The sequence below is a fragment of the Nonomuraea typhae genome (assembly GCF_009760925.1).
Taxonomy (GTDB): domain Bacteria; phylum Actinomycetota; class Actinomycetes; order Streptosporangiales; family Streptosporangiaceae; genus Nonomuraea; species Nonomuraea typhae.
Window position 1 is genome coordinate 1 of the sequence record NZ_VRLV01000029.1, and the last position, 25,157, is coordinate 25,157.

Annotated in this window: 32 protein-coding genes; 4 read left to right on the forward strand and 28 right to left on the reverse strand. The window is 72.3% G+C overall.

Annotation, left to right across the window (positions count from 1 at the left end; genetic code table 11):
- The first annotated feature begins 70 nt into the window (after positions 1-70).
- A complete protein-coding gene (locus tag FVE25_RS52865) occupies positions 71-601 on the forward strand; it encodes a hypothetical protein (protein WP_157255030.1) in 531 nt (176 codons plus the stop codon).
- Positions 602-629: 28 nt separating this feature from the next.
- Here the strand turns inward: FVE25_RS52865 and FVE25_RS52870 are convergent, their stop codons facing one another.
- From FVE25_RS52870 to FVE25_RS52960, 19 genes are all read right to left on the reverse strand, one after another.
- Positions 630-1,046: a RapZ C-terminal domain-containing protein gene (locus FVE25_RS52870; RefSeq protein ID WP_157255032.1), complete on the reverse strand. Its 417-nt coding sequence runs from the start codon at positions 1,044-1,046 to the stop codon at positions 630-632.
- A 30-nt stretch (positions 1,047-1,076) separates the two neighbouring features.
- Complete coding sequence (locus tag FVE25_RS52875) at positions 1,077-1,763, reverse strand: hypothetical protein (protein ID WP_157255034.1); 687 nt, start codon at positions 1,761-1,763, stop codon at positions 1,077-1,079.
- Complete coding sequence (locus FVE25_RS56780; protein WP_157255036.1) at positions 1,760-3,037, reverse strand: hypothetical protein; 1,278 nt, start codon at positions 3,035-3,037, stop codon at positions 1,760-1,762. The genes FVE25_RS52875 and FVE25_RS56780 overlap by 4 nt, the downstream gene beginning before the upstream one ends.
- Positions 3,038-3,773: 736 nt before the next feature.
- Positions 3,774-4,262 carry a hypothetical protein gene (locus FVE25_RS52885; protein ID WP_157255038.1) on the reverse strand — a complete coding sequence of 163 codons (489 nt, stop codon included), beginning with the start codon at positions 4,260-4,262 and terminating at the stop codon, positions 3,774-3,776.
- Positions 4,259-4,543, reverse strand: coding sequence for a hypothetical protein (locus tag FVE25_RS52890; protein ID WP_157255040.1), 285 nt, complete (start codon positions 4,541-4,543; stop codon positions 4,259-4,261). Before FVE25_RS52890 ends, FVE25_RS52885 begins: the two co-directional genes overlap by 4 nt.
- Positions 4,540-5,034 (reverse strand): Pycsar system effector family protein, encoded by a 495-nt coding sequence (locus FVE25_RS52895; RefSeq protein WP_157255042.1) that lies wholly within the window; start codon positions 5,032-5,034, stop codon positions 4,540-4,542. The genes FVE25_RS52890 and FVE25_RS52895 overlap by 4 nt, the downstream gene beginning before the upstream one ends.
- On the reverse strand, positions 5,031-5,681 hold the full coding sequence (locus FVE25_RS52900; RefSeq protein ID WP_219826061.1) for a hypothetical protein: 651 nt from the start codon (positions 5,679-5,681) through the stop codon (positions 5,031-5,033). The genes FVE25_RS52895 and FVE25_RS52900 overlap by 4 nt, the downstream gene beginning before the upstream one ends.
- Positions 5,682-5,704: 23 nt before the next feature.
- Positions 5,705-6,151: a hypothetical protein gene (locus tag FVE25_RS52905; RefSeq protein ID WP_157255044.1), complete on the reverse strand. Its 447-nt coding sequence runs from the start codon at positions 6,149-6,151 to the stop codon at positions 5,705-5,707.
- A gap of 19 nt (positions 6,152-6,170) precedes the next feature.
- A complete protein-coding gene (locus tag FVE25_RS52910; protein WP_157255046.1) occupies positions 6,171-6,335 on the reverse strand; it encodes a hypothetical protein in 165 nt (54 codons plus the stop codon).
- A gap of 44 nt (positions 6,336-6,379) precedes the next feature.
- Positions 6,380-6,946 carry a hypothetical protein gene (locus tag FVE25_RS52915; RefSeq protein WP_157255048.1) on the reverse strand — a complete coding sequence of 189 codons (567 nt, stop codon included), beginning with the start codon at positions 6,944-6,946 and terminating at the stop codon, positions 6,380-6,382.
- A 56-nt stretch (positions 6,947-7,002) separates the two neighbouring features.
- Entirely contained in the window at positions 7,003-8,328 is a 1,326-nt protein-coding gene (locus tag FVE25_RS52920; protein ID WP_157255050.1) for a M48 family metalloprotease, read from the reverse strand.
- A 248-nt stretch (positions 8,329-8,576) separates the two neighbouring features.
- Positions 8,577-10,820 (reverse strand): hypothetical protein, encoded by a 2,244-nt coding sequence (locus tag FVE25_RS52925; RefSeq protein ID WP_157255053.1) that lies wholly within the window; start codon positions 10,818-10,820, stop codon positions 8,577-8,579.
- Positions 10,821-10,859: 39 nt separating this feature from the next.
- Positions 10,860-12,548: a hypothetical protein gene (locus tag FVE25_RS52930; protein WP_157255054.1), complete on the reverse strand. Its 1,689-nt coding sequence runs from the start codon at positions 12,546-12,548 to the stop codon at positions 10,860-10,862.
- On the reverse strand, positions 12,545-12,985 hold the full coding sequence (locus tag FVE25_RS52935; RefSeq protein WP_157255056.1) for an ATP-binding protein: 441 nt from the start codon (positions 12,983-12,985) through the stop codon (positions 12,545-12,547). Before FVE25_RS52935 ends, FVE25_RS52930 begins: the two co-directional genes overlap by 4 nt.
- The gene (locus FVE25_RS52940; RefSeq protein WP_246268869.1) at positions 12,986-13,264 is read right to left on the reverse strand and encodes a hypothetical protein; all 279 of its coding nucleotides are present in this window, start codon (positions 13,262-13,264) and stop codon (positions 12,986-12,988) included.
- The gene (locus FVE25_RS52945) at positions 13,261-13,695 is read right to left on the reverse strand and encodes an SsgA family sporulation/cell division regulator (protein ID WP_157255058.1); all 435 of its coding nucleotides are present in this window, start codon (positions 13,693-13,695) and stop codon (positions 13,261-13,263) included. The genes FVE25_RS52940 and FVE25_RS52945 overlap by 4 nt, the downstream gene beginning before the upstream one ends.
- Entirely contained in the window at positions 13,692-14,117 is a 426-nt protein-coding gene (locus FVE25_RS52950) for an SsgA family sporulation/cell division regulator (RefSeq protein WP_157255060.1), read from the reverse strand. The genes FVE25_RS52945 and FVE25_RS52950 overlap by 4 nt, the downstream gene beginning before the upstream one ends.
- Positions 14,114-15,676: a hypothetical protein gene (locus tag FVE25_RS52955; RefSeq protein ID WP_157255062.1), complete on the reverse strand. Its 1,563-nt coding sequence runs from the start codon at positions 15,674-15,676 to the stop codon at positions 14,114-14,116. The genes FVE25_RS52950 and FVE25_RS52955 overlap by 4 nt, the downstream gene beginning before the upstream one ends.
- Positions 15,673-15,924 (reverse strand): helix-turn-helix domain-containing protein, encoded by a 252-nt coding sequence (locus FVE25_RS52960; protein ID WP_343046200.1) that lies wholly within the window; start codon positions 15,922-15,924, stop codon positions 15,673-15,675. The genes FVE25_RS52955 and FVE25_RS52960 overlap by 4 nt, the downstream gene beginning before the upstream one ends.
- A 194-nt stretch (positions 15,925-16,118) precedes the next feature.
- On the opposite strand from FVE25_RS52960, the gene FVE25_RS52965 reads away from it, so the two are divergent.
- Together FVE25_RS52965 and FVE25_RS52970 are read left to right on the forward strand one after the other, a co-directional pair.
- Positions 16,119-16,901, forward strand: coding sequence for a GntR family transcriptional regulator (locus FVE25_RS52965; RefSeq protein WP_157255064.1), 783 nt, complete (start codon positions 16,119-16,121; stop codon positions 16,899-16,901).
- A 180-nt stretch (positions 16,902-17,081) separates the two neighbouring features.
- Positions 17,082-17,843 (forward strand): GntR family transcriptional regulator, encoded by a 762-nt coding sequence (locus tag FVE25_RS52970; RefSeq protein ID WP_157255066.1) that lies wholly within the window; start codon positions 17,082-17,084, stop codon positions 17,841-17,843.
- Here FVE25_RS52970 and FVE25_RS52975 read toward each other — a convergent pair.
- The 4 genes from FVE25_RS52975 to FVE25_RS52990 form a co-directional block, all read right to left on the reverse strand.
- On the reverse strand, positions 17,840-18,262 hold the full coding sequence (locus FVE25_RS52975; protein WP_343046201.1) for an NUDIX hydrolase: 423 nt from the start codon (positions 18,260-18,262) through the stop codon (positions 17,840-17,842). The genes FVE25_RS52970 and FVE25_RS52975 overlap by 4 nt on opposite strands.
- Before the next feature lie 35 nt (positions 18,263-18,297).
- Positions 18,298-19,110, reverse strand: coding sequence for a protein phosphatase 2C domain-containing protein (locus FVE25_RS52980; protein ID WP_219826062.1), 813 nt, complete (start codon positions 19,108-19,110; stop codon positions 18,298-18,300).
- 118 nt (positions 19,111-19,228) lie between these two features.
- A complete protein-coding gene (locus tag FVE25_RS52985) occupies positions 19,229-19,627 on the reverse strand; it encodes a hypothetical protein (RefSeq protein ID WP_157255072.1) in 399 nt (132 codons plus the stop codon).
- Positions 19,624-20,409 carry a ParA family protein gene (locus FVE25_RS52990; RefSeq protein WP_157255074.1) on the reverse strand — a complete coding sequence of 262 codons (786 nt, stop codon included), beginning with the start codon at positions 20,407-20,409 and terminating at the stop codon, positions 19,624-19,626. The genes FVE25_RS52985 and FVE25_RS52990 overlap by 4 nt, the downstream gene beginning before the upstream one ends.
- A gap of 200 nt (positions 20,410-20,609) precedes the next feature.
- Here FVE25_RS52990 and FVE25_RS52995 point away from each other — a divergent pair, with 200 nt between their 5' ends.
- A complete protein-coding gene (locus FVE25_RS52995) occupies positions 20,610-22,067 on the forward strand; it encodes a hypothetical protein (protein ID WP_157255076.1) in 1,458 nt (485 codons plus the stop codon).
- Between the two features lie 158 nt (positions 22,068-22,225).
- Here FVE25_RS52995 and FVE25_RS53000 read toward each other — a convergent pair whose 3' ends face one another.
- From FVE25_RS53000 to FVE25_RS53020, 5 genes are all read right to left on the reverse strand, one after another.
- Positions 22,226-22,816, reverse strand: a complete 591-nt coding sequence (locus FVE25_RS53000) for a hypothetical protein (RefSeq protein ID WP_219826063.1) — start codon at positions 22,814-22,816, stop codon at positions 22,226-22,228.
- Entirely contained in the window at positions 22,816-23,442 is a 627-nt protein-coding gene (locus FVE25_RS53005; protein ID WP_157255078.1) for a hypothetical protein, read from the reverse strand. The genes FVE25_RS53000 and FVE25_RS53005 overlap by 1 nt, the downstream gene beginning before the upstream one ends.
- The gene (locus FVE25_RS53010) at positions 23,439-24,365 is read right to left on the reverse strand and encodes a hypothetical protein (protein ID WP_157255080.1); all 927 of its coding nucleotides are present in this window, start codon (positions 24,363-24,365) and stop codon (positions 23,439-23,441) included. Before FVE25_RS53010 ends, FVE25_RS53005 begins: the two co-directional genes overlap by 4 nt.
- A 149-nt stretch (positions 24,366-24,514) precedes the next feature.
- The gene (locus tag FVE25_RS53015; RefSeq protein ID WP_157255082.1) at positions 24,515-24,823 is read right to left on the reverse strand and encodes a hypothetical protein; all 309 of its coding nucleotides are present in this window, start codon (positions 24,821-24,823) and stop codon (positions 24,515-24,517) included.
- Positions 24,820-25,014, reverse strand: coding sequence for a hypothetical protein (locus tag FVE25_RS53020; protein WP_157255084.1), 195 nt, complete (start codon positions 25,012-25,014; stop codon positions 24,820-24,822). The genes FVE25_RS53015 and FVE25_RS53020 overlap by 4 nt, the downstream gene beginning before the upstream one ends.
- Positions 25,015-25,157 lie beyond the last annotated feature (143 nt).

Here is a 25,157-nt window from a genome sequence, read left to right on the forward strand (position 1 = left end):
GCAGGCCCGCCCTCGGCGGGCCGGGGGGGCGGGCCTGGTCAATGCGGGACTGGGTTGTCACACTGCGGTTATGGCCGTGGCGACTGTGTGGTTGCGGGATCTGGACGACCGTCTGGTGGCGGCGGACCTGGTGACCGGGATGTTCGTCGACCGGGTGCCGGGTCTGGGCTGGACGGTCATGGTGGAGGTGCGCAACGCCTCCAAGCCCGTCTTGCTGGCCGACTTCGGCCGGGGCGGCAAGGCGCGGACCGGCGCTGATCATCTACTGGCCAGGTTGCCGTCCGCCATCGCGGCGGCGGCCGCGCTGCCCGGCTCGGGCTGCGTGGTCACCTACACGCCGGGCGAGCGCAAGGGGCTGGGCGACTGGTCGACCACGACCGGGTCCGGCCCGGTCGACGCGGCCGCCGCGGTGGCCGCGACCCGGGGCCCGATGCCTTCGCCCGAACCGCCGACGGCGCCGCCACCGGTTCCGGCGCCCGCACCGCCGCCCGCCGAGCCTGCGCCGGCCTCGGCGGCACCACGGCGATCGCGGGCGGCGACGCGCGAGCCGATGCCGAGCGATGCCAGGAACTGGCCGCCGCTGTGGGACTCGGAGGACTGACCGCCGGGCCTGCGGGCGGTGAGCGTGTTCATCGGGGTTGGACGACCGGCTTGGCGACGTCGCGGTGGTCGACGTCGACCGCCAGGCCGTGCTCGCGGAGAGTCTGGGCGATGGCTTCGGCCAGGGCCACGGCGCGGTGGCGGCCGCCGGCGCATCCGGTGGCCACGGTGACCTGGCGGCCGGGCTGCAGGTCCTCGATCAGGCCGCGGGCCAGGTTGGCGGTGCGGGCGATGATGCCCGGCGCGCCGGGTGTGTCCAGCACATGCTGGCGCACCACGTCGTCCAGGCCGGTCAGGTCGACCATGGCCGGGTTGTGGTGCGGGTTGCGCAGGCTGCGCCTGGCGTCGATGGTGATGTCGGCCACCGGAGCCGCGTCGTGCAGGTAGCCGAAGCTGATGATCTGGACCGGCGCGGTCTCGGCGAGGTCGACGGCGGGGACGGGCATGGCGAACTCCTTCGCGTAGGGGGGGGCTTGCTAGCGGTGCTCGGTGCTGGTTTCGTCGCCCGAGCTTGCAGCTGCAGGCGCACGACGAATCCCGGCGGTGCGGGCGGCGTACTCCCACTCCCGTACGGCGGCCTGGTGCTGGCGGGCGTCGCTGGCGATCGTGGAGGCGAGGGTGGCCAGGCGGCGCGCCAGGTCGCTCACGGACGGCTCCCAGCCGGTGGGCAACCCGTCGTCTCGACCTCTGCCGTCCTGGGGCGGCTCGGGGAGTTCCAGGCCCTCCAGAACGTCCTGGAGGGCTGTCACGTCGTCGTTCTGGTCGTCGTCCTGGGCCGGGCTGGTTACGGCCGTCAGCGCGGCCTCCAGCTCTGCGCTGAGCGTGCGCAGCCGGTCCAGCTCGTCGACCAGGCGGCCGCGCAGCCACGCGGCTTGGGTCTCGGCTTCGCCGACGCGGCGGCGGGCGCGGTGCGCGGCCTGGCGGCACGGGGTTCCGCAGTAGCGGGCCGGGCGGCCGGTGGCGGCCTGGGCGATGACGCCGCCGCACACCGGGCACGCCGTGGTGGTCGACGTGGTCGACGGCGAGGCGGTCATCGCGCACCGCCAAGCTGGCCGCTGGTGGCGCTGTTGCGTCGCGGCGGCCGCCGCCGGCGCCGCGACGACGAAACGGGCGGGGCCCCGTCGGCCGGGGTGGTGGCGGAGGTGGTGGTGGGCATCGGTCACCGTCCTGTGGTGTCGTGCTGCCGGGCGATCGTGACCCGTTGCAGCCAGGCGCGTTCGGCGTGCTCGCCGCGCGTGCCCACGTCGTTGCCGGACAGCGCGAGGGGCTCCAGGACCTCGCGGCGGAAGACCTCGAAAGGCTCGGTGGCCCCGTGCTGGGCGTGGTCGACGTCGGGCAGCGGGTTGTCCGATCCGCCGGTCTTTACATTGTAAAGTCGGGTGGATCGGATGGCCTGCTTGGCGATCGCGGCGGCGGCGTTCGGGCTGGCTTCGGCCAGGGCGGCGCGGGCCGCGCTGGCGTGGCTGGTGACGTCGGCGGCTGGCGGGTCCGCCGGTTCGGCGAGCGTGGCCAGGGTGGTGTTCTGGGTGCGGCGTACGCCGTGGGCGGCCTCCAGGCGCTGGGTCCGGCCGGGCAGCACCTGGCCGTCGTCGTCGCGCCAGGCGGCCAGCCGGTGGCGCAGCCAGCCGGGCACGAAGCGGGGCAGCTCGGTGTGGATCCACTGGCTGCCGTCGGCGCGGTTGTCCAGGGCGTGCTTGACGTCGTAGGGGCTCCACCCGGCGGCGAAGAACTCGCGCAGGATGGACCGCAGGTGCTTGGCCGACAGCTTCGCCAGCGTGCCGCTCGTGGCGCGCAGCGCCTCGGCGGCCAACAACATCTCCGCTCGAGTTCCCGGCGTGACGTTCAGCGGCCACCGCAACGCGGTGACGTCCGCGCGGCCGATCTTGCGAGATCTGTTGTCGGCGCGTCCGGCGACAGCCGGACTGTTACCGCGCTGGCTCGCGTGCGCGCGTACGACGGGGAGTTCTCTATCTGTTGATCTCTCTATAGAGAGATCAACAGAGGGGGGTCGACTTCCTTCCACAGAAGTAGGCGCGGCGGGGCTGTGGATAACCGTCTCCGGGCCGGTCTCGGCGGCCCGTTCCTGCCGTACTCCGGTGGCCGCCTCGGGGGCGTCGACGGGCTGCAGGCGGGGAAGCTCGGGGGCCAGTGGCACCAGCAGCACGTACTCGGCGGCCAGGTTGTCCGCGCCGTCATGCTGGCCACCGGAGCGCGTGCCCGGTGTCGACCCCTCGGTAACAGTCCCGAGAAACCCGAGCTCGCGCATGAAGGTGCGCCACCGTTGCGAGGCGGTCTTCTTCAGCCCGGTGCGCTCCATGATGACCTTGTTGGTGGGGCGCGACACCAACACGGCCGGGTTGACCTCTGGGCGCGAGGCGCGCCACATCATGACCCGCGCTTCGGCGATCAGGTTGCGCCTGCCATCGCTACGGATCATGACGACCCGGGGGTGCTCTTCCAGGGCCTTGAGCCAGGCGCGTTGCGAGCGGGCCGGGACGGCCGGGCCAACGATCGCGTTGACCGCCGTGATGGCGACTTCGATCGCAACGCGCCGTAGAAGGCGACAGGCCGTACAGGCCGGGTCGTTGCCCAGTCCGTGAACCTCGCACGGCGGGCGAGGAACGCTGTGATGGGGGGGTGTTGCGTCCAGCGAGCGACACGCCGAGTCGATCTCAGGGCGTGCTGGGCTGAACGTCTGGCGCTCTGCTAGCATCCGATTCCAGACGTGAAGAAACCGCTCACGTCGCTGGTGTATTCAGCTCTTTCGCCCGGCAAAAGCTTCGGAGCTGCGTAAACCAACCACGTGAAAATTTGTTGTGAGGCGCCCCGCTCTGCGGGGCGTTTCTTTTTGTCCTGTGTGACTCCAATGATCAATGGGTAGTCAGTGCCGCATCCTTCCACGTTGACAGGCTGTGGAGACAGCCAGACGCGCGGAATTCCTCGCGCGTGTCGCGTCAGGTGGGCGCGAGAACACCCTGAAGCCCACAGAACGGACATCGCCGCCCTGGGTTGCGTAGCGCGCCGGCGGACGCCGCTTTGGTCGACGAAACTCCGGCGGTGTGCCGTACGGCTCGGCGCGGCTCCCGTGACGCGCCGGATGCCAGACAGGCAGGCCGCCGAGCCCTCGCCCGGGGAAGTGGGCGAGGGCCGGGTGCGGGAGGCGAGCTTGGTCATCAGGAGGCCACGCCGAGCATGTCGATCAGATCGCTGGCTTCCTCGGGGGTGCGGGCGTAGGTCTGGCACAGCCGCTGGACGGCGGCGACTTCGTCAGCGGTGTGCGGGTAGGCGCGGCTGACCAGCGGGCTGTCCTCCAACTGGCCCTGGCCCTTCCTGGGCACACGCGGCGATCGCGGCTTGCGCGGGGTGCAGGTCGCGGCGGGGCGCGGCTGGTGCGCGGGCAGCTCGCCCGCGCCCTGGTCGGCCGGGCCGGTGTCGTCGACCGCCGAAGGCCGGTCGATGACCGACCCGACGGCCTTGATCAGGCGGCGGCGCAGTGTGGCCAGCTCGCGGGTCAGGCGCTTGGCGTCATCCGCGATGCGCGGCCCGGGGAACGTGCGGGCCAGCTCCAGCAGCTCGGCGACGTCGACGTCGGTCAGGTGCGCCAGCAGCGCCTCGATCGCCTGCGCCTCGCCTGTGGGGCCGGTCGTGGTGGAGGTGGTCACGCCGCCTCCCGGTGCTCGCTGGCCGGGTCGGCCGACGACGGGGTGTCCGTGGTCGGCTCGGCGGCCGGGCAAGTGCCGCAGTAGCAGCGGGCCGGGGCGCAGTAGCCGCCGGACGGCTCGGGGCGGCCAGCCAGCGCGGCCGGGGTGTGCGCGGCGCAGCGCGGCCCACACGGGTAGGGACGGGTCGGGGTTGCGCCGCAGGGACCGGCACCATGGCGGCAGGGGCCCTGCAGCCCGAAAGTCGGGGCAGTGCTCGCCTGTGGGACGTCGGTGGTCGTCATGTCCACGCCCCGATCGGGAGCGCGGCGGCAAGGACGGCGAGCGCGACCAGCAGCAGATCGACCGCCAGGCGCAACCGGCGGTACTTGGCGGCGGTCAGCGTGGCCAGGCGCAGCGCCTCATCGGCCAGGCGGGCGGTGGGGTCGGTGAGCAGGGCGGCCAGCAACTGCTGGGGGTCGCCGGTGGCGGCGTGCGCCAGAAACCCGTAGCGGCCCTTCTTGGGCGCCAGCGCGGGCCTGACGACGCACAGCAGCACCGCGACGGCGGCGGCGAGCAAGGCGGCGCCGAGCACGACGGTGGCGGTCGTCCAGATCGACGGCAGCGTCACGAGGCCGGCGGCGGCCGCCAGGATGGCGAACGCCGTACCCGACCAGCCCATGAGCGCGGCCGCCTTGGCGTCGACGCGGGCCAGCTCGGCGCGGGCGGCGTCGGCCTCGCCCTTCACGATGGCCACCGGGTCGACGACGGCCGGGGCCGGGCCGGGAGCGATCATGCCTGCCTCCTGGCGGGCAGCAGGCCGCTGTAGGCGATAATCTGCGCGGCCAGGATGGCCACCACGCCGAGCTCGATGAGCGACACGGCGATCAGCAGCGGCGAGGGGTTCCCGAACGCCCAGAAGACGACCAGGCCCGCCACCGATGGCGTGCAGAAGGTGTCCAGGTTGACCGAGAGTTGCAGCACCTGGCGGGAGCGGCGGCGCGTGTCGCCGCGGTGGTCGTGCTCCCAGCCGAACAACTGGGCGCGGGGGCAGCCCACGATCAGGTTGGCCAGGCGGGGGGTGAGGTCCTCGCGGATGTAGCGGCCGATCGCGGAGACCATGTGGTCGTTGGCCAGGTGCGTCCAGCCCAGCACCATGCCGGTCAGCGGGAGCACCAGCAGCAGCTCCAGCCGGGCGGTTGAGGCGGTGACGGTGGCGATGGCCGCGATCGCGGTGAGGGTGGCGTACAGCAGGTTGTCGCGGAAGCCGATGCGCGCGGTCTGTTCGGTCTTGAGCCGCTCGTACTCGGCGAGCACGACCGTGATCGAGCGGTCGACGGCCGAAGTGTCGGCGTCGTTGGGCATCATGGTGAGTGCCTTCCTGGTCAGCAGGTGGGTGAGGTAGCGGGCGCGTCCTGGGTGGATGACTTGGCGGTTGGCCACCCTGGGATGCGCCCGTCGCGCGTTCAGGTGGTGATGGCCACCTGGTCGGCCCGGCCGCTCTGGCCCGGCCCGGTGGTGATGGTGGTCAGGGCGGTGGTGATGGTCGCGAGGATCGCGGCGTCGACGTCGGCCAGCAGCTCGCGCACGTCCAGGGCGGCGTCGTCGTCCAGGTGCCGCCAGGCGGTCAGGGTGCGGGCGTAGCGGATCTGGGCGTGGGTGATGGCGGCCTGGTCGACGGCGGGCAGGCCGGTCTCCTTCTCCACCACCTGGCCGTCGTCGACGACGTGGCAGGCCGGGCACAGGTAGCGCTCGCCGGCGCGGCGCCAGCCGAACACGTCGCTGTGGCCGGTGAAGGCTTTGGCGATGGCCTCGCGATCGCTCCAGTACGGCGCGGCTTCGTCGTCGTCCTCCCAGGTTGCGTTGCACGCCGAGCAGTGCAGGACGAAGAACATGACCGGCTTGGTGATCATGATGTGGGCTCCCGTCGGCCTATCGCTTCGTCTTCGAGATCGAGTTGGGCGGGGCGAACACGCTGTCGGCGATGGCTGCTACGACACCGAGCGCCACGACGACCGCCCAGTTGATGGCGGCGCCCTCGATGAGATAGGCGAGGACCGTGACACCCATGAACAGCGCCATGACTATGAAGGGCATCGCTGATCTCCTTTGATCGGCAGAGCTGGGGGCGGGGCTGGCGGTCAGCTCGCCCTCGGGGGCAGGTGCGTGTGGGTGCGGCCGTGCTGGCAGTCGGCACAGCCGGTGTCGACGACGTCGCCCTCATAGGCGGGCTGGCCGTGGGGGCGCTGCAGCTCGGCGGGGATCGCCCGGCCGCACATGCAGCAGCGCGCCCCCGAGCCGCGACCGATGCACCCCGGGCAGGTGCCCGCCTCCAGGGTCTGGAAGGCGTTCCCGGCCCCGGTCATCGCCTCGTACAGCAGCCCGGCGCGCTGCACGAACGCCTCGGGGTCGTCGTCGGGACGCCAGGTCTGGTCGGAGATGTCGTTGGCGTGCTGCAGGCGGCAGGCGCGGCCGCGCAGCTCCAGGTCGTGCTTGCTGGTGGCGGCGGTCAGGAAGTCGAAGACGATGTCGGCGTGGGCGATGACGACGCCGGCCAGGTGGCGCCGGATGGTCAGCGCGCTGGCCCAGCGCAGCGCGTCGCCGTACAGCTGCGTCCGGGCGCGGCGCTCGATGCCGTAGATGCCCGTGCCCACGGGCGGGTGCTCGGGGGCCTCGGTCAGCTCCCCGACGGTGATGATCTCTGTCATGGCGTTGACTCCTTGATCGGTACGGGTGGGTGGAACGGGCTGGTCGGGGGTGCCGGTCAGGTCACCGCGGCGATGAAGGTCAGCACCGCGGTGATGGCCAGGACCGCGTAGGCCAGCAGCGGGCCAGGGCGGCCGCGGTAGGCGTTGTAGGCGGTGGCCACGACGGCGGCGGCCACCCCGCCGTAGATGACCAGCAGCGGCATCCCGGACAGGCCGAACATCGCGCTGAACCGGTCGTGGAGCCACAGCGGGCCGACGGCGGCCGCGCTCAGCAGCCCGGCCATCACGCGGACGGTGCGCAGCGCCGAGCCGCGCAACGCGGTGTCAGAGCGCTGGGCGATCGTGGCCAGAGACGGGCGCTGCTGCGGCGAGGCGGCCGCCACGGCGCGCAGCCGGGCGCGGCGGGTGGGGTAGCTGCTGAAGATCCAGCCCACCAGCCGGAAGGCCAGGCCGTCGGCGGGCGAGGCGGCCAGGGTGGCGGTGGTGATCGCGAACCCGTCGCGGCCCACGCGGGTCAGCAGCCGGGACGCCAGGACGTCGGCCCGCTTCTCCTCCTTGCGCGCCTGGGCGGCGTCGATCAGGTAGAACAGCCCGGCCAGCGTGAGCGCGGCCGCCCACATCCACCACAGGCTGTAGGAGATCACGATGGGCAGGCCGACGCCCATCAGCAGGGCCAGCATCCTGGCGCCCCGCCGCCACGGGCGGGGCCGCGTGGAGTGCCCGAGCGCCTGGTGGGCGATCTCGTGGGCCTGCACGCCGCACAGCCGGGTCGACTGATCCAGCAGGGCGGCGTCCAGGCTGATGCGGACGACGTCGCGGTGGCAGGGGTCGACGGAGGACTCGCCGCCGCCCTCGGGCAGGTCGGTGCGCAGGGTCACCAGGACCGGGTCGACGCCGGCGGCCTGGCTCAGCGTGCGGGTCAGCATCGCCAGGCCGACCAGCTCCACGTCCATCGCCTTCCACGCGGGTGCTTCCCCGTCGTCCTCGCCGGACTGTCCGCGGTCGTCGTCGTGGTCCTGGCGGTCGTCGACCTCGCCGACGTTGCCGGGGTCGGCGTCGCGGGTCTGGTAGGCGGCGGGCTCGATCGGCTCGGCGTCCTGGCCGTCGTCGTCCTGGTCGTCATCGTCGCGGTCGTCGGCCTCGCACTCCGGTGCGCAGTACAGCAGGCCGGGGCGGCCGGGCACCCCGTCGTGGTCGAAGGGCGTGCCGCAGCCGGCGCACTCGCGCCAGCGCTCGCCCGCCGGGTCGTCCTGGTGCTCGGCGTCGGGGGTGGCCAGCAGGTCGGGCCAGTCGACGGCGTTGATGATGCGGCCCTCGATGGTGCCGTCGGCCGGGCCCGTGCTCGGCTCGGTGCTCGGGCCGGTCATCGGCTGGGTGGTCATCGCGTGTGTTCCTTTCCGACAGGTGTCCCGGTCGTCCGGGTGTCCGGGTGTCCGGGTGGAGCGACAGGGGGTGAGCGGGGCTGAGGCGGCTGCAGGGGGTGGGGGTGTCCTCCCGGACACCCCGGACAGGTCGAGCGGTTGGTGCTGGTCAGGGGCCGTCCCGGGGGGACGTCCGGGGGCGTACGGGGGTGTGCGGGTGTCCGGGTCCCCCGTCCGGGGGGTGTCCGGGTACCTGGCGGGGCGGCGGCTCACGCCACGCTCCACTCGGCGACCTCCGCCGGCACGGCGATCTCGCCGCACGCGATGCCCTCGGCGACCGCCCGCACGTTGACGAGCGCGTAACCGCGGGCCTCGGTGCCGCTCACGCGGAAGGCGCGCTTGAGCGGGGTCACGCCCAGCGGGCGCAGCAGCGCGGCCAGCGCCACGGGGTCGCCGTTGCCGGTGCCGTCGACGATGCCGAGCGCGGCGGCCAGGGCCTCCGAATGGATGCGGTTGGCGCGGGCGTGCGTGAACACCTCCAGCACCCGGCGCATGATCTCCGGCAGCGGCCGCGCCTGCCCGGCACCGGCCTGCGGCCCCGCTCCGGGCTGCTGCGGAATCGGGTTCATCAGGTCGGGCCAGTCGGTGGCCGATCCGGTCGGCTGCCGGACGGGCGGAGCGGGGATCGGGTTCATCAGGTCGGGCCAGTCCGTCGCGGACGCGCCTTCGGGCACCGACACCAGGTGCCGCCCGCCCTGCCCGGCGCCCGGCGCGGAGTAGGGCGCGGGGTAGGGCTTGGGCGCGGGCATCGGCGCCGGGCGGCCCGGGTGCGCGGGGACGGCGACCGCCGCACCCGGCCGGGCCGGGGCGGGGCCGGTGCTCTCCTCGTCGAGGTCGTCGGCGGTGGCGGTGAAGGTCTGCCGCATGCGCTCGTAGCGGGTCTCGTACCAGTAGCCGGCCGCGTCGGCGGAGGCGTCGTCCAGGTCGGGGCGGATTCCGGCCACCGCGATGGCGGCCGCTTCGATCATGGCCGGGTGGTTGTTGTGAGCGCGAAACGGGCGCGGGTGCGAGCCGCCGATGGAGATGAACGCGGTGCCCGGCCCGGCCAGGGCGTCCATGGACAGGCCCTGGCCCCACTTGGTGAACATGTGGCCGATCTCGTCATCGTCGGGGCCGTGCATGAGGATGCGCACGCCGGACTGCTTGCGCATGTTGACCGGCACCAGGTCGGAGGTCGGCCGCAGGGCGGAGACGACCAGGTTGATGGCGGGCTCGCGGCCGATGTTCTGCACCTCGCCCAGCAGCTTGGCCACCTGGGGGTCCTTGAAGGACTCGGCGCCCTCGTCCAGCACGATGGCGATCTCCGGCAGCTCGGCGCTGACCGGCAGCAGGTTGGTGTTGTGGGCGCGCTTGAGCTTGCGGTAGGCGGTCTTGCGGTGCTTGGCGATGTGCAGGGCGGCGTCCAGCATGAGGACGACTTCGTCGCGGTCGGTGGCCGCCCAGTCGATCGGGCAGCGTTCGACCTTGCCGTCCAGCCACACGTCGATCCACGGCTGGGTGATGCCGCCGCCCAGGTCGATGTGCCAGACGAGGGTGTCGCCGCAGCGCCCCAGCTCCATGGACACGTCCTGCAGCAGCGTGGTCTTGCCCGACCCCTTCTTGCCGACGATCAGCACCGACTCCTGGCGGATGTGGATCGTGGTCGGGTCGGAGTTGGGGTACTCGCCCAGCGTCAGGTCGCCCAGGATGGACTGGACGGTGAAGGTTGCGGGGTAGGTGATGGCCTGCGCCATCCGGTTGACCGTGGACACGCGCAGCACGACCATGCCGCGGTGGCCGCCGGGCGCGGCCGCCACCTCCACGCTGCAGCCCTCGGGCAGGCAGGCGTCGGTGGCCAGGGCCTCGGCGTAGTTGGCGAGCTGCTGGCGGGTGGTGCCGCCGCCGGGCAGTTCCAGGTGCACGTCGTAGCCGGCGCCGGTGACCCACGGCACCACGTTGTGGACCTGGACCCGCATGCGGCACACCCGCATGATGCGGGCCTCCCAGTCCTGGCCGATCAGGCTGGCCTTGCGGGAGATCAGCCCGGCCGCGCCGCGCGGCGGGGCGGTGGCGCTGCGCAGGCGCCGGTTCGGGATCGGCTTGCCCAGCGGCGACAGCAGCCCGGCGGCCACCGCGCCGATCGCCAGCGCGCCCCAAGCGGCCTGCGTCCACACCGTGTCGAACAGGGTGTAGGTCCACCAGGCGCCGGCGCCGAGCCAGCAGCCCAGCCGGTACAGCAGCGCGGCCGGGCCCCAGTTACGGCGCGAGGACACCAGCACGGTGGACACCACGCCGGCGGCGGTGGCCGCCGCGCCCCACCACGGGGGCAGCGCGGCCACGTCGCCCACCACGGCGGCCGCGGCCAGGGCCAGGGCGCCCTGGGCGGTCGCCGAGACCGGCCCGCGCGGGGCCAGCGACCAGTCCGCGCCGCTCTGGCCGGGCTTGCCTGTCTTGCGGGTGTTGGTGGTGCCCACCGATATCTCCTTCGAGCTGGTCGTACGGGGTCAAGCCGGTCAGACGTTCCACATGGGCTCGCCCGTGCGCGGCGCCTCGTCTCGCTTGAGGTCGTCGGCGTGCACCGTGCGGAACAGCGGCGCCACCTCCTGGGCGAGCGCGATGAGCTGACGGTGCGCCGCGTACAGCTCGGCGAGCTTCTCCACCACGGCCGGGTGGATCGGGTATTCGCCCTGCAACCGCGCGGTGTAGGTGCGCAGCGCCATGGCGATGTTGCCGGGCAGCTCGGGGAGCTGATCCAGCTCCCGGGCCACCGCCCACATGTCCTCGGGGGCGTAGCTGGCGGCGACGGCGTTCATCTCGGCGGCGGCGGCCGCGAGCGGGAATCCAGACATGGCGTATCTCCTGGTCGGGCCGCCCTGGGGCGGCGTGTAGGGGTGACGTCGACGGCGCCGGCGGGCCGACCCGTTCGACGTCTCGGAGGCCGATGCGGCGACCTCCGAGCTGGTGGCGTCCTGCGACGCTGCTTTGGCGGCCTTGCGCTTCCTCCAGCGGCCCACCAGCAGCGCCAGCAGGGCGACGGCGGAGGCGGTGACCTGGCCGTCCCACTTCCACAGGGCGGCGGCCGCGCGGCGGCGCGCCTGCCCGAAGCCCTGGGCGGCGCTGCTGGCGTCCCAGGCGGCCGACAGGCGCCGCCCGGTGCGCCGGTCGATCCAGCGTCCGGTGGCACGGGTCGCGCGGCGGCAAGCGCTCCACGTCGCTCGCGCGGCGCGCCCGGCGCGGCCGCCGGTGCGGGCGTTGATCCAGCTCCCGGCCTTGCGGCTGCCGCGCCAGGTGGCGGCGGCTCCGCGCCGGATGCCCCGGCCGGTGGCGCGCGCGGGGCGGCTGATCGCCCGGCCGGTGGCCCGGCCTGCGGCGCCCAGACCTCTGCCGACGGCCCGCAACGGCCGGGTTACCGCGTTGCCGCGCCTGCCGCTGCTGGTCGACGTGCTGGTTGCGCCGATGGCCTGCTGCTTGCGGCCTCGACGGCCCTTGGGCCTGGGGGTGGTCGACGTGTCGGTTGACGTCCCGCCGCCGTCGCGCTTACGCCGCCGGGACCTGGTGGGCCCGCCGGTCGGCGTGTCGTGGCTGCCGCCGCCGGGTCCCCGGCGGCGGCCACCACGGCCGCCACCCGAGCCGCCGGAATCGCGGCCACCGGTGAACAGGCCACCGGACCGGGAGGACCGGCCGCCGCCGCCCAGCAAGGCGCCCAGACGGGGGCCGCCGCCGGTGCGGGTCGGCGAGCTGCTGCCGGTCGACGTCGCGCCGCTGCCGTTCCTGCTGGCCGGGTGGTTGCGGCGGTGGCGGTAGTACAGGTAGCCGCCGGCCGACCCAGCGGTCCCGGCCGCGCCCCACAGCAGGCCGGGCAGGCCCGCCATCTGGTAGAGGGTGCCCAGCACCAGCGCGGCCGTCGTCACGCCGCCGATGGCCAGGTGCCCGGCGGGGATGCCTTGCCGGTCCTCCAGGTCGTCGGCGTCGTCGTCTTCGTCGGCGGGCTGGCCGCTGGTCATCGGCGTGGTCATCGTGACGTCCGCCGGGTCGGCCTGGCCGTCGTTGACCGGCAGGACGTCGTCCTGGCCGACGCCGGCGGGCGCGGTCATGGTCACGGTGGCCATCGGCGCCGCGCCCCTGCTCACGCCGGGGATGTCCGGGGGGGTGTCCGGGTGGGCCGTCCGGGGGGTGTCCGGGTCCTTGGTCGTGGGATTCATGCGCTCTCACCTCGCGATGTGCGCTCGTCATGAGTGGGAGAGGAAGCCCAGTCCAGCCAGCAGCACACGATCCGGCTGGTGTCCTGGATCTGGACCTCGTAGGTGTCGGCCAACTTCTTGACGATCTTCAGGCCGTGCCCGCCCTCACCGAGGGGCCGGGGCGCCGCCGTCAGCGCGGGCCCCATGTCGATGCAGGTCACCCCCACCGACGTGGCGTCCAGCTCGATCTGGACGGCGAACCGGCCGCCAGGCGCGCCGCTGGCGGAGTGGATGACGGCGTTGGTGGTCAGCTCCGAGATCACCAGCAGCACGTCCTCCACGCGCGGGCACCACTCGCCCAGCACGCACCGCGCCCAGTCCCGGGCCTCGCCGATGGCCGCCGCGGTGCCGACGAACGCCTTGGCGGTGGCGGCCGGGAAGGGCAGCAGGATCTCCATCTAGGCCACCTCCCGCCTGGTCAGCAGGGCCGGGACGGTGGTCTTGGCCAGCAACTGCGTCGGGCGGGCGCCCTTGGGCGGGAGCTGGCCGTGGGCGGCCAGGTAGTGGCGGATGAACAGCAGCGGGTCGACCGCGCCCTGGTCGGCGGCCGCCACGCTCGCGCGGACGTTGGCCAGCAGGTCGCTGTGGTCGGCCGCGAGCTGGGCGAAGGCGTGGTAGGCGGCCTCCAGTTCCTCACGGGTGAGGTGGCCGGCCTCGGCGCTGAGCAGGGCGGTCATGAGATCGCCCCCAGCAGGTCGGCCACCAGCGCGTCCAGGTCGACCAGGTCACGCTCGCGGCCAGGCGGCACCACCTGGTAGGTGGCCTCCACGATCGCGGCCAGGCGGTCGCGGCTGGCCAGCAGCTCGAACGGCTCGCCGAGCTCGGGGCCGGGCAGGCTCAGCACCAGCCAGGCCGGGCCATCGGCGGGCCGCACGGTGACCTCGCCGGCGCCCACCGGGCCGGTGCACTCCTCCAGCAGCGCGTCGGCCACCAGCTCGCGGGCGAACAGGTAGTCGCAGGTGGTGCGGCCGTCGCGGGCCAGGAACACCAGGCGCAGCGCGAACGGGTCCTCGCGCCGGTAGGTGGCCACCGCCATCAGCGGCTGGTCGGGAGCGTCGGCGGGCCACAGGGTCAGGCCCTCGATGACGTCGGACTTCGAGGTGATCACGCGGCACCTCCCAGAACCTCGGTCAGCCACGCCGACCAGTCGATCCACTCGTCTTCGTGCTGGTCAGGAACCCTGCGGTAGATCTGGGCGACGAAGCTGGTGGCCTCATCGCGGCGGGCGAACAGCCGCACGGCCTCCGGGCGGCGCGGGTGCAGGGTGATCTCGATGTAGTCGTCGGCCTCGGCCGGGCCCACGGTGACGTCGCCCAGGCCGACCGGGTCGGGCCGGTGCTGCGCCAGGCCCTGCTCCAGCAGGTCGCGGGCGAAGGTCCACACGATCGCGCTGCGCCCGGTGGGCGAGGGGAAGTGCAGGTGCACGGCGTACGGGTCGGCGGGGTCGTAGACGACCTTCACCCGGGACGCCTGGTTGGCCACGTGCGCGAAGGCCACCGTCCACGTCGTACGGATCTGCGAGGTGCTCATGCCGCCGCCTCCCCGTCCAGGTCGTCGACGTCGTCCGTACGGGTGTCGGGAACGGGCTGCGGCGCGGCCGCCGGCTGCAAGGCCGTACGGGGCGCGTCCTCACTGCTGGCCGTACGGTCCTCGGTGCCGTCGTCCGTACGGGTGGCCTCGGCGTCAGCCGTACGGCCGGGCGCGTCCTCAGCCGTACGGGGTTCGGCCATACGAGCGGGAACGGGGCGGTCCGTACGGATGGTGTTGCTGCGGGCCTCCCGCACGACCTTCTCGCACCACGAGCGGCGGAAGCCGGTCCGGGCCTCCAGCGCCAGGTAGTCCGGCGTCCACTTCTCGCCACGCTCGGCGGCGGCCAGAATCTCATCGCGCAGTTCGGCGATCAGCTCGTCACGGTCGACGGGCTCGGCGGCCGTACGCGACTCGGCATGCCGTACGGGCTTGGCGGGCTCGGGGAACCGTACGGGCTGGGCAGGCGCGTCCTCCGTACGCGGCTGCGCCGTACGAGGCGCTTCCGTACGGGCCAGGCCGTACGGGTCGACGGCCGTACGGCGGTCGCTGGTGTCGCCCGTACGGGCGGCGGCCTCGGCGTGCCGTACGGGCTCGGCGGGGGCCAGGTCCGTACGGGTTCCCGGGGTGATCTCGGCCAGCCGTACGGCACCGCTGGGAAGGTGAGCCGTACGGGCCGTCGCGTACGCGTCCGGGCGAGTGCCGATCCGCTCCACCAGCATGCGGCGCTCGCGGATGGCGTCCACCTTCACCGTGATCGTCTCGGCGGCGGCGGGGTCGATGTCGACGCGGGCGTACTCCACTGCGCGGCGGTAGGCGCGCTCCCATCGGCTGGTGGCGCTCTTGATCTTGCGGGCCTTGCCCGTCTCGTTCGCCAGGTGCAGTGCGTAGATCGCGCGCACGTAGTCGTCGATGCGCCGCTCGACGGCGATCTCGTTGCTGTCGCGGGTGGTCGGGTCTGCCCAGCCCAGCCGGATCAGCAGCCGGGTCGGGGTCAGCGTCCAGCGCAGCGTGGAGGACTTGCCCGTTAGCGCGGTGCGCTCGATGCGCAGGCTGCGCTCCCACAGCCAGCCCGCCACCAGCGTGACGGCCAGGCGGCCGAAGGCCTCCGACACCGACGTGGCGTGCGAGGCGGACAGCACGCCGGACAGCGCCGCGAACACCCAGACGGCCTTGCCGTCGGGGCCGGTGGTGTGGGGCGGGTGCTTGAGGTTGTCGCGCGCCTGCAGGGCGGAGACCAGCATGGCCAGCTCGACGAAAGCGCAGGCGAACGCTGCGGCGATCGGGTGGAAGCCGAGCACGTCGCGCAGCCACAGGAACATGCCCTGGGCGGCGATGGCGGAGCTGGCCAGCGCGGCGACGTAGGTCAGCCGCCGGGCCCACTTGCTGCGCTGCGGGGCCGCCGGGTCGCCGGCGGGCTGGACGGCCTGCACGATGGCGGCCGACGTCTTGCGGCTGCGAGAGCCTCGCACCAGCCTGACCAGCACGATCAGCATCAGCAGCGCGAACGCGCCTGCGGCCGCGGGGGCTACCTGGGCGAGGTCGAAGGAGGCGGGGATCATGCTCCCACCTCGACAACCTCGGCGGAGAGGACCAGAGCGGAGTCGGCCTGGGCGTCCTCTGCCAGCAGGGCGCGGATCTCGCGCTCGCGGAAGCGGTGCAGGCGGCCGCCGGGCGTCGGCACGGCCTTGAGCCGTCCTTCGCGCACCCAGCGGCGGATGGTGGCGGGGTTGACCCGGTAGACCTCGGCGACTTCCTCGGCGGTCAGCAGGTTGTCGCCTGAGGCGACCAGGTCGTCCATGATGGACATGAGTCGGTTGTCCCTTCAGGTCGGCGACTCGTGGCGGCCTCGGTGTTCCAGCACCGGGGCCGTCTTGCTTGCGATCCGGACTTTGCGGACTTAACGTAAGTGGTGAACAGCAAGTGCTGTACAGCACTTAACGTAAGCTGATCAAGGAGCTTCGTCAAGCAAGTGCTGTAGAGCAATTGGCGTACGGTGGAGTCATGAAGCCAAACGAACCCGTCCTGCCCTCGCGTCAGATCGCCGATGACCTGCGTGAGGAGATCGCATCCGGCCAGTTGCCGCCGGGCTTCAAGTTGCCCGCGGTGAGGGTCCTCGCCGCCCGGTATGGAGTCACCCAGGGGCCCGTCCTGAAGGCGCTGGCAGCGTTGAAGGCCGAAGGGCTGGTCAACGCCATCCACGGTTCCGGCGTGTACGTGCGCGAGGCGCACCCAGTGCGGCGACTGGGGCCCGACAGGTACGCCCGTCACCACTGGCAGGCAACGACGGTAGAAGCTCGCGTTGACGGCCGGGCCGACAGCCCTGCGGTGATCCAGCAGGGTGGCCAGAGCCAGGACGTCAGATTGACCGAGGCAGACGAGCGCACGGCCGCCGCGTTGGGTATCGAGGTTGGGGCGCCGGTCTACGAACGTGCCCGCGTGATGACCAGGGACGACACGCCGACCCACACCATGACCTCGTACTACCGGCAAGCCGACGTTGAAGGCACGCCCCTGGTGGACGCCCGGCCTGGCATCGCAGGGCGGTCCGGCGGGTTCCAGGTCCTCACCGACCAGGGGCTTCCCCCCCACCAGATCACCGAGGATCTTGCGGCGCGCATGCCCACCGCAGACGAGGCCCTGCTGCTGGAGCTCCCCGCCGGCGAGCCGGTCGTGGAGCTTCACCGGGTCACCCGCACAGCCGATGGGCGCCCCATCGAGTACGCCCGGGGAATCCATGCAGCGAGCCGTTTCGCCTGGTCGTACACGTTCGAGATCCCCGACTGACCGCCTGGCGCAGGCATTCACGGGGCCTCCAGCAAAATCGGACTTACCGAACGTGGCGAGTACGCGGTACGTACCGCGTACAAGTTCCGTTTCGAGTAGACAGACGAAGGAGGCGTTCGTCAAGTAGGCGGTACCTACCGCCTAGGCCACATGTACCACGTACCGTGTACAGTCCGGACCATGAGGAGCACCCCAAAGCGAAGCGTGTTCAGACACGTCGCGGATGTGATCCGCAAGGCCATCGCGGACGGCGAATACCCTCGGGGCAGCGCTCTTCCAAAGGAAGATGAGCTGGCAGATGAACTGGGCGTTTCTCGGGCGACCGTCAACGACGCTGTTCGGGTGCTCGTGGCTGAGGGCCTGGTACGCGTCCATCGCGGCGTGGGGATGTTCGTGACCGAGCTTCCGCCCATCGTCCGGAACGCTGCAGCCCGCTACAGCACCGATGAGCGCGAGCGCGGCCGCGGTGCCTTCGACGTCGAAGTGAAGGCCCTAGGCCGCACTTCTCGAGTCAGGGTCCGTATCGAGCGGGTGGCCCCGCCAGCCAGGGTCGCCGAGATCCTCAAAGTCTCGCCAAACGAGCCAAGTACCGTCGCCCGGATTCGTCACATGGGTGCCGACGACATCCCACTGCAGGTCGCCACGTCATACATCCCGGTGGAGATCGCGGCCGGGACGGCCATTGAGCAGGAAGACACCGGTCCCGGCGGGATCATCAGCCGCTTCGCCGAGCTCGGGCACAAGCAGGTCAGGATCACCGAGAGCGTCACCGCGCGCCCGCCTACCGCTGAGGAGATCTCCTACCTGGCGATGACGGAGGATCAGCGAGTCTTCGAGATCTTCCACACCGGCTGGACCGCAGAGGCCAGGGCGGTGGAGGTCTGCGTCCATGTGATGCCCACCCACGCCTATGTGCTCGACTATGAGTGGATGACTGTCTAGCAGCGGGTTTCCTGCTCAGCGATCAGGCTGATTCCGTCGTGGAGCCGAACATGCGGCCCCTCGTTGACGGTTGTCGCTGCATCCTGCAGCCGGATGGCGAACGCCTCGACCATGTGATCTTTGATCTCTCCGAGGGTGAGCCATGCAACCTCGGTCGCTTCCTTCGTGGGGCGAGGATCGCCCCCGACCATGTGACAGCGGAAGACCAGTGAGACGACGCCCATGGGCATGTTCTTGTAGACGCCCGTCAGCCGCTCCGGCTCGATCAGGACGCCGGTCTCCTCCAGGACCTCTCGCCGGACAGCCTCCAGCGGCCCCTCGCCTCGCTCGACGACGCCACCCGGCAGTTGCCAGGCTCCGGTGTCGCTGCGGCGCATCGCCAGGAACCGGCCGTCGTCGCCGATGACGGCCGCGCCCACGCTCACGGAGTGCAGGGGCGGGTGATCAGCTCCGTTCACCCTCGGTCCTCTCCCAAGAAGTCGATGACGGCGAGAGCCTTATCGTCGTGGGTCTTGAACCTCGGCCACCGCCTGGCCTGGGGGTCAGCGAGCTCCGCCTGGTAGACAAGATCGATCACCGCCGCTGCGCCCTTGTTCTTCACCATCTCGAACATCGCCGGCCAGTCGGCGAGCACTTGGTAGGGCTCAACTCCGCAGGCCACACCGTCCGTGACCAACAGGACGGCTGCGATCGTGTCGCGCGGCCAGAGGGCCCGAAACGCCTGATGCGCCGCTTCTGGTGCAGCTTCGGCGACCCAGTACCCCCGAGGTTGATTGCGATGCTCTCGGGTGACCGCCTGCATGCGTCTAAGCCGCTCTTGATCAAAGGCGCTGCCGTTTCGGATCGCCTGAAGGTAGGCCACTCGCTCGGGATGGTCGAACGTGTGCAGTCGATCATCGTGCAGAACCGATGTTGTCCCATCGACGGTCTGAACAGCGAGGGTTGCATCGCAGAGCACCAGGCCCTCGATGGTTTCTGCCGTCCAACGCAAGATCGTCAATGCGGCCGAAGGAGATCGCCCGGGAAGAAGTGCATGAGCCGCGGCCACGTGGGCGATGGAGTCGGCCAGCACGTGGCGTAGATCTGAGCTGCTGTCGGGCCTAGTGAGCTGGCGCGCCAATTCCTGCCCCAGGGTGTCGGCATACCAGCCACCACTCCCAGGACCCAGTTCCACGCTTGTGGCGCCGTCCAGAACAACCACCGCATGAGGCAGCACGATGACAACGTCTTCACTCTGGGCGTTGCCCGCGCGTTCCGCGGTTGCCACGGTTGGCCCTACTCGCTGCCGAAGCATTCGGCCAGCCTAGGGGGCACCCGGCCCGTCATCGAAACCCACGCGTGTGAGGCGGGTGTTACGCCAGTCACACGCTCGGCGCATCCGGGTGTCACTCGGCGTCTTGGAGGCGTCGGGCCAGGTCTGCGGCGAGCTGGCGGCGGACGGCGGGGGCTTGCTCGGCGGCGGCGTGAAGGAGCCGGGCGAGGATGTCGTGCTTGGGCACCAGGCCGCTGGTGGCCTTCTGGATCTGGGCGGCGGCCTCATCGAGGGCGGTGAAGGCGGCGGTGGTGGTGTAGAGGCTGCGCCGGGTCATGCCGGGCGGGGCCGGGCGGGTGTGTGACTCCTCTGCCCCGCGCGTGTTCTTGGGGTGTGAGGCGGGTGTTACGTCGGTGTGCGGCTGGTCGGACTCGGGTGTGTCGTCCTGGTGCTCGGTGCCGAACCGGGCGGAGAGGCCGGCGGCCAGGTCGTCGACGCTCGGGCGGCCGACGTCCTTGCGCTGGGCGCTCATCGGCTGGCCCTGAGGGCCTTGGCCAGGTCGCCGTACCAGGTGGCGGCCTCGCTGGTGGGGTCGTAGATGGCGACGGGCTCGTGGGCTCGCCAGGCTTCGCGGATGGTGGAGCGGTCGTCGATGATGGCGAGGATGGGCAGGGGGAGCTCCCTCAGGGCGTCCAGGGTGGTGGTCACGATGCGGCCGCGCCGTTTGTCGTAGAGGTTGACCACCAGGCCGATCATCTCCACCTGGATGCGAAGGCTGTGCTCCAGGGATTGCACCTGGCCGAACAGCAGACGCAGGGCGCGCAGCGAGCTGTCTTCGGCCTGGACGGGGATGAAGACGCCGCTGCGCTTGCCCTTGCGGCGCTGGCTGGCCACCAGGGCGTTGTCGGTCAGCGCGGCCAGGGAGGGCGGGCAGTCGATCAGGCAGACGTCGTAGCTGCCGTCATCGACCTGTTCCAGCAGGTGCATGAGGCGGAACTCCTTGCCCTGGGCGGCGTAGAGCTTGGGTTCCAGCAGAAACATGTCCAGGCTCCAGGCCAGGACGTCCAAGCCGCTCGACTCGTGGGTCTGGATGATCTCGCGCAGCGGGCCGGTGTAGGCGCCCAGCATGGCCTCGGCGAGGGTGGCCGGCGGCTGGGGCTCGGGCAGGCCCAGGGCGTCGGACAGGTGGCCCTGGGGGTCCAGGTCGACGACCAGGACCCGATCGCCCTGGGCGGCCAGGGCGGCGGCGAGGTTCTTGGTGGTGGCGCTCTTGCCGACGCCGCCCTTCTGGTTGACCACTGCGTAGATTTCCACGGTCGCGACGGTAGAGGTGCGGGGGGCGTCACACCATCCCGACACGGTGTTCACACGCAATTGTGGCGACCTGCACACTTCAGTGTTAACCGCACATACGTGCGTGTTACGCGAGTGTGAGAGGCGTAATCGCCGCGTTGTACCGGCGAAGCACGCCAATTCGGGCAGTGGGCCCGGCGGCGGCCTGGCAGCATGCCGGTGTGACTGCTGATCAGGTTGTGACCGTTGATTGGGATGTGCTGCTGCCGGACTGGGCGCCGGGTTGGTGGGCGCTGGCGGGCGCGGCGGCCACGCTGCTGCTGGTCGCCGTTGCGGCCGGGGCGCGTCGGCGGCGGGCCGGTCGGCCGCCGTGGTCGCTGGCCAACGGGCTGACCTGGGTGGCGGCGGTCGGGTGTGTGGTCGCGGCGGGGGAGGCGGTCTACACGGTGCTGCGCTCGGCGGTGCCGGATCATCCGTGGGTGGCCTGGCTCGGCGTGAGCATCCTGGAGGTGCCCATGCTGGCCTTCGCGCTGCGCGCCCGGGAAGCCTCGCGGCCGTCCAGCGGCATCTCGCCTGAGCCGTACATCCGGATGACGTGGATGCTGGCGGGTGGCTCATCGGTGATCGCGGCGCTGGCCTACGCGCCGATGGGGCCGGCGGTCATGGTGCTGCGCGCGATCACTCCCATCATCGGCGCGGCGCTCTGGCACGCGGCCCTCAAGATCGAGGCCAAGCGGGCCGGGACCGCCCCCGCTCGGCTCACCCGGTGGCGGTGGACGCCGGACCGGATCCTGACGCATCTGGGGCTGCTGACGGCCGCCGAGAGCCAGACCGAGGATGCCGAGATCCACATGCGGCTGACCAAGGTGGCCGATGCGGTGATCCGGGGGGCGCGGTCGGCCAGGCGGCACGCCGAGCGGCCGGGCCGGGTGAGCGGCGCCTGGTACGGCTGGCGCGTGCGGCGGCTGGAGCGGGTGTATCGGGCGGCGGAGCGGGACCTGGACCTGACCCGGCAGGCGGGCCGGTATCGGCTGCTGGAGGAGATCATCGCCTCACGCAACGCGGCACCGCAGTTGATGTTGCTGGCCGGGGCCCGCCACGCCGATCTCGGGCTGCCCGAACCGGGGCCAGCGGCCGGGCGAACCCCGGCGGGCGAACATGACGGCTCTGGTGAAGGCGGCCGGGCCGAACATGGCCGCCACCTCGATGGCCGGTCGACGGCCGGGGGATGGCCGGGCGGCCAGGCGCCGATGTTCGGCAGCGAGGCGAACATGGCGGCCGACCCTGCGGCGGCCGCGTCCGTCCCGATGTCCGCCTTGATGTCCGGGGGTGCGGCCGGTGCCGGGGCCGGACATGGTCGGCATCTGCACTCGGTCCTGGTCGGCCAGCTCGGCGAGGCGGCCGGGGGCCAGGCAGGCGCGGCCGGTACGGCGGGGCCGACGGCACCGGTGCCTCCCGTTGCGGGCGTTGAGCAGGGCAAAGACGCTGGGGAAACGGGAAACGGCAGTGAGCACGGCGACGATGACCGGCGGGTGGCGGTGGCCCGGCTGCTGGAGGCGGACCCGACCATGACCGGCGCGGCGATCGGCCGGGAGCTGGGCGTCTCGGAGACGCACGGCCGCCGCCTGGCGCGCGAGGTTCGGGCGACCCTGTCCACCGGGACGGGCGGCCAGGGGTGATGGCCGGTCGGCCATGTTCGCCCGGGTGGCCGGGCCTGGCGGGCGGAGGTTCGCCCTCGATGTCCGCCTGGTGTTCGCCCGATGTCCGCCCTGCCATGTTCGGCATGTCCGCCCTGGCGTGACCAGCATGTTCGGGCCGGATGTTCGCCTGCAGGCGGCTACAGCAGGCGCAGCGTGTCCGCCTCGCCGGCGGCGATGGCCGCGGTGATGGCCAGCTCGACGTCGCGGCCTTCGGCCCTGGCTGCGCGGATGGCCTCGCGGATGGCCACCGCGCGCCCGGCCGGGCCGCGCACGTCGGCCAGGGGGCCATGGTCGCGGTGGCGGCGGGTGAGGTAGTCGGCGACGTTGGCGGCGCGCTCGCCGAGCTGCCAGTGCGCCGGGTTCTGGCATGAGGCTTCGTCGCAGGTGTGGCGCACCACGAGTTCCTGACCGGGGCTGGCCACCAGCGGGCCGTCGTGGGCGGAGAAGAGCTGGTAGCCGAAGACGTGCGCGGTGATCACGCGGGAGGTGCCCCGGGTCTTACTGCCAGCGCGCAGCTTGCCGTGACCGGTTGAGGAGATTGCCGCCGTCCAGTACCAGCACGCCGATGCGGCGCGCTGGTGGACGTGGGAGCGGTAGCGGGCGACGGTGTCCAGGTCGGCCAGCAGGATGCGCCACAGCTCGGCGGACACCCCGCGCTGCGGTTCGGGGCGGCCGTCCGGCGCCGCGATGCCGAGCTCGAGTTCGCCCTGGGCGGGGTCGTCGTCCATCAGCGGCCGCCGTCGTAGCGGAAGCGCTCGACGGGAGAGCCGAGCGCCCACATCGCGTTCGTGCGGGTGACCAGCGTCTTGTAGGCGGCCTCCTCCTCCACGGTGAACACGACGTCGTCGGCGGGGCCGGCCAGGGCCAGGCGCTCGCGCAGCAGTTCGCCCTCGGGGCTGTCGGCCAGGTCCAGCAGCCCGGCGAGTTGAGCGGTGCGCATCACCAGCTCGCCGGCGGGCATCTGGGCGCGGCCGTTCTCCAGGCCGTCGCGGACGACGTCGGGCGCGTGCGGGTCGCCGAGCAACCGGGCGAGCTCGGCGAGGGCGACCACGTCGGCGGGGTCGACGTCGACCAGGCGCACGGGCAGGTACTCGTATCGGCCGTCACTGGCGAGCTGGCGGCCGGTCAGCCCGGCCTGGACGGCCTTCTGGCCTTGGGTGGGCGCGACAGCGTCCCAGAGGCGATGCAGGACGGCCAGGGCCTGGCGGCCGGACAGCGGGGCGGGCAGCTCGCCGGGCTCGATCTCGCCGTGCTCCTCCCAGACCGCGAAGGTCAGCAGCAGCTCCTCCAGCTCGTTCATGGCGTGGGTGATCTCATCGTCCAGGTCGGGCACCAGCACCGTACGCGTAGTCATCGCTCTCCCTCCTTCGTCTCGGGGGTTCCGATCCAGACCTCGCAGTGGGCGCACCAGTCGCGGGCGCTGGCCAGGTCGGGGAAGGTCCGATACGGCCCGTAGATCTCGTGAGGGTAGCGCCGCTCATGCTCGGCGACGTGCTCGGCGGGGCTCTGGGTGGCAGCGATCTTTCGCAGGTGGGCGTCCTGGGCGCGGTAGTCGGTGGCGCGCTTGCGGGCCTCGCTCGCGCGCTTGCGGGCCCCGCGCGAGGCGGTGCCGCCCTCGGCGGCGACCCGGTCCCACAGCACGGCCTCGCGCTCGTGGACGTCGGCCAGCAGGTGCGGCGGCGGGCCGATGAACTCATCGCGGATGGCGGCGGTGCGGTTGGTCAGCGTCATCAGCTCGGTCAGCGGGTCCATGCGGACCATGCCGCCTGAGACCGGGCGGTCGTCGACGTGTCCAGGGGCGGTGCGGCCGTCGGCGGCCGCGTGCGCCAGGGCCCAGGCGTCCAGGTCGGCGGCGGTCTCTTCCGGCCGCGCGGTTCCGGCGGGCATGCGGTTGAAGACGTGGGTCTCCAGGCTGCCGGTGATGCCGTACATCTGGTCGACCACCTCGGGGCGCCGGATGGCCGCGTCCCATTCCTCGGAGGCTTCGCGGAACTTGGCGTGCGCGGACTGCTTGGTGATGTCCAGGGCGGCGCCGATGTCCTCCCACGAGCCGCCGGCGGCGCGCTGGGCGATGACCGCGCGCACCAGCAGCTCCTGGGCGCGGGCCACGCATCGGGCGGCGTCCTCCACCACCTCGTACGGGCGGCCGGGGTAGATCGCGACGAACCCCGCCGCGAAGTCGGCCAGCTCGCGGGCGGTGGCGGCCAGCGCCAACTTGGCCAGGGACTCCTCGGTGAAGGGTGCGTCGTCCGGGGTCTGCTTCATCGTGTCGCTCATGCAACACCTCCTGAAGTCAGGATAAAGCTGACATTAGCGTTTGTCAGCTAGAGACTGACAACAGGCGCGTAACACGTCGGTGTGAGGCACGTGTGCTGGCCATAGCACGGCGGAAGCACAGTGGGAGTACAACGTGCGCACCCGGGTGCTCAGCGGCCGCCGTAGGTGTGGCTGGGGGCCGGGTGGTGCTCGCGCAGGGCGGCGGCCAGTCCGGCGATGGCGGCGGCCAGGGCCAGCGTCGCCTCGGTGCGGGCGAGGTCGGCCAGCACGCGCGGGTCGACCTCGGGGCCGACGTCGTGGCCGGTGGGGCGGCCGGGCTGGTCGTGGGTTTCGTCGTGGTGGCCAGCAACTGCCGGCGCGCGACGATTCCCCCCGGTCTCGGCATCGGCGGCCGCGCGGGCCTGCTGGGCGTAGCCGGTGGCCTGGCCCGCGTGGTGGGCGTGGGCGGGAGAGATCATCGGATGGCCGTCCAGCGGATCAGGGCCAGCGCCACCAGCGCCAGGACGGCGAGCATGGCCAGGCGGGAGAGGAAGCGGTTGCGGTGCCAGGCGCGCACGACCCGGCCTTCGAGGGAGCGATCGGCCAGGGCGAAGCGGATCAGCAGCCAGAAGCCACCGATGATGATGGCCAGGGTGAGCAGGGCTTTCACACGGGGCCTTTCTCGCGGGGGACCTTCGGGAGGTGCGGCCTTGCGTGGTGCGGCGGGTCAGGGGCGTGCTCGGGGCGGGTGTGCCGTCCGCCTTGGTCGGCGGGAGGTGGCGCGCCCGGTGGGCGGACGGTGCGCCCGCGGCG

Coding starts and splice junctions, on each gene's coding strand:
- FVE25_RS52865 (WP_157255030.1), top strand. CDS start 71: ATGGCCGTGGCGACTGTGTGGTTGCGGGATCTGGACGACCGTCTGGTG.
- FVE25_RS52870 (WP_157255032.1), bottom strand. CDS start 1,046: ATGCCCGTCCCCGCCGTCGACCTCGCCGAGACCGCGCCGGTCCAGATC.
- FVE25_RS56780 (WP_157255036.1), bottom strand. CDS start 3,037: ATGATCCGTAGCGATGGCAGGCGCAACCTGATCGCCGAAGCGCGGGTC.
- FVE25_RS52890 (WP_157255040.1), bottom strand. CDS start 4,543: ATGACGACCACCGACGTCCCACAGGCGAGCACTGCCCCGACTTTCGGG.
- FVE25_RS52895 (WP_157255042.1), bottom strand. CDS start 5,034: ATGATCGCTCCCGGCCCGGCCCCGGCCGTCGTCGACCCGGTGGCCATC.
- FVE25_RS52905 (WP_157255044.1), bottom strand. CDS start 6,151: ATGATCACCAAGCCGGTCATGTTCTTCGTCCTGCACTGCTCGGCGTGC.
- FVE25_RS52910 (WP_157255046.1), bottom strand. CDS start 6,335: ATGCCCTTCATAGTCATGGCGCTGTTCATGGGTGTCACGGTCCTCGCC.
- FVE25_RS52915 (WP_157255048.1), bottom strand. CDS start 6,946: ATGACAGAGATCATCACCGTCGGGGAGCTGACCGAGGCCCCCGAGCAC.
- FVE25_RS52920 (WP_157255050.1), bottom strand. CDS start 8,328: ATGACCACCCAGCCGATGACCGGCCCGAGCACCGAGCCGAGCACGGGC.
- FVE25_RS52930 (WP_157255054.1), bottom strand. CDS start 12,548: ATGAATCCCACGACCAAGGACCCGGACACCCCCCGGACGGCCCACCCG.
- FVE25_RS52935 (WP_157255056.1), bottom strand. CDS start 12,985: ATGGAGATCCTGCTGCCCTTCCCGGCCGCCACCGCCAAGGCGTTCGTC.
- FVE25_RS52940 (WP_246268869.1), bottom strand. CDS start 13,264: ATGACCGCCCTGCTCAGCGCCGAGGCCGGCCACCTCACCCGTGAGGAA.
- FVE25_RS52950 (WP_157255060.1), bottom strand. CDS start 14,117: ATGAGCACCTCGCAGATCCGTACGACGTGGACGGTGGCCTTCGCGCAC.
- FVE25_RS52955 (WP_157255062.1), bottom strand. CDS start 15,676: ATGATCCCCGCCTCCTTCGACCTCGCCCAGGTAGCCCCCGCGGCCGCA.
- FVE25_RS52960 (WP_343046200.1), bottom strand. CDS start 15,924: ATGTCCATCATGGACGACCTGGTCGCCTCAGGCGACAACCTGCTGACC.
- FVE25_RS52965 (WP_157255064.1), top strand. CDS start 16,119: ATGAAGCCAAACGAACCCGTCCTGCCCTCGCGTCAGATCGCCGATGAC.
- FVE25_RS52970 (WP_157255066.1), top strand. CDS start 17,082: ATGAGGAGCACCCCAAAGCGAAGCGTGTTCAGACACGTCGCGGATGTG.
- FVE25_RS52985 (WP_157255072.1), bottom strand. CDS start 19,627: ATGAGCGCCCAGCGCAAGGACGTCGGCCGCCCGAGCGTCGACGACCTG.
- FVE25_RS53000 (WP_219826063.1), bottom strand. CDS start 22,816: ATGGACGACGACCCCGCCCAGGGCGAACTCGAGCTCGGCATCGCGGCG.
- FVE25_RS53005 (WP_157255078.1), bottom strand. CDS start 23,442: ATGACTACGCGTACGGTGCTGGTGCCCGACCTGGACGATGAGATCACC.
- FVE25_RS53010 (WP_157255080.1), bottom strand. CDS start 24,365: ATGAGCGACACGATGAAGCAGACCCCGGACGACGCACCCTTCACCGAG.
- FVE25_RS53015 (WP_157255082.1), bottom strand. CDS start 24,823: ATGATCTCTCCCGCCCACGCCCACCACGCGGGCCAGGCCACCGGCTAC.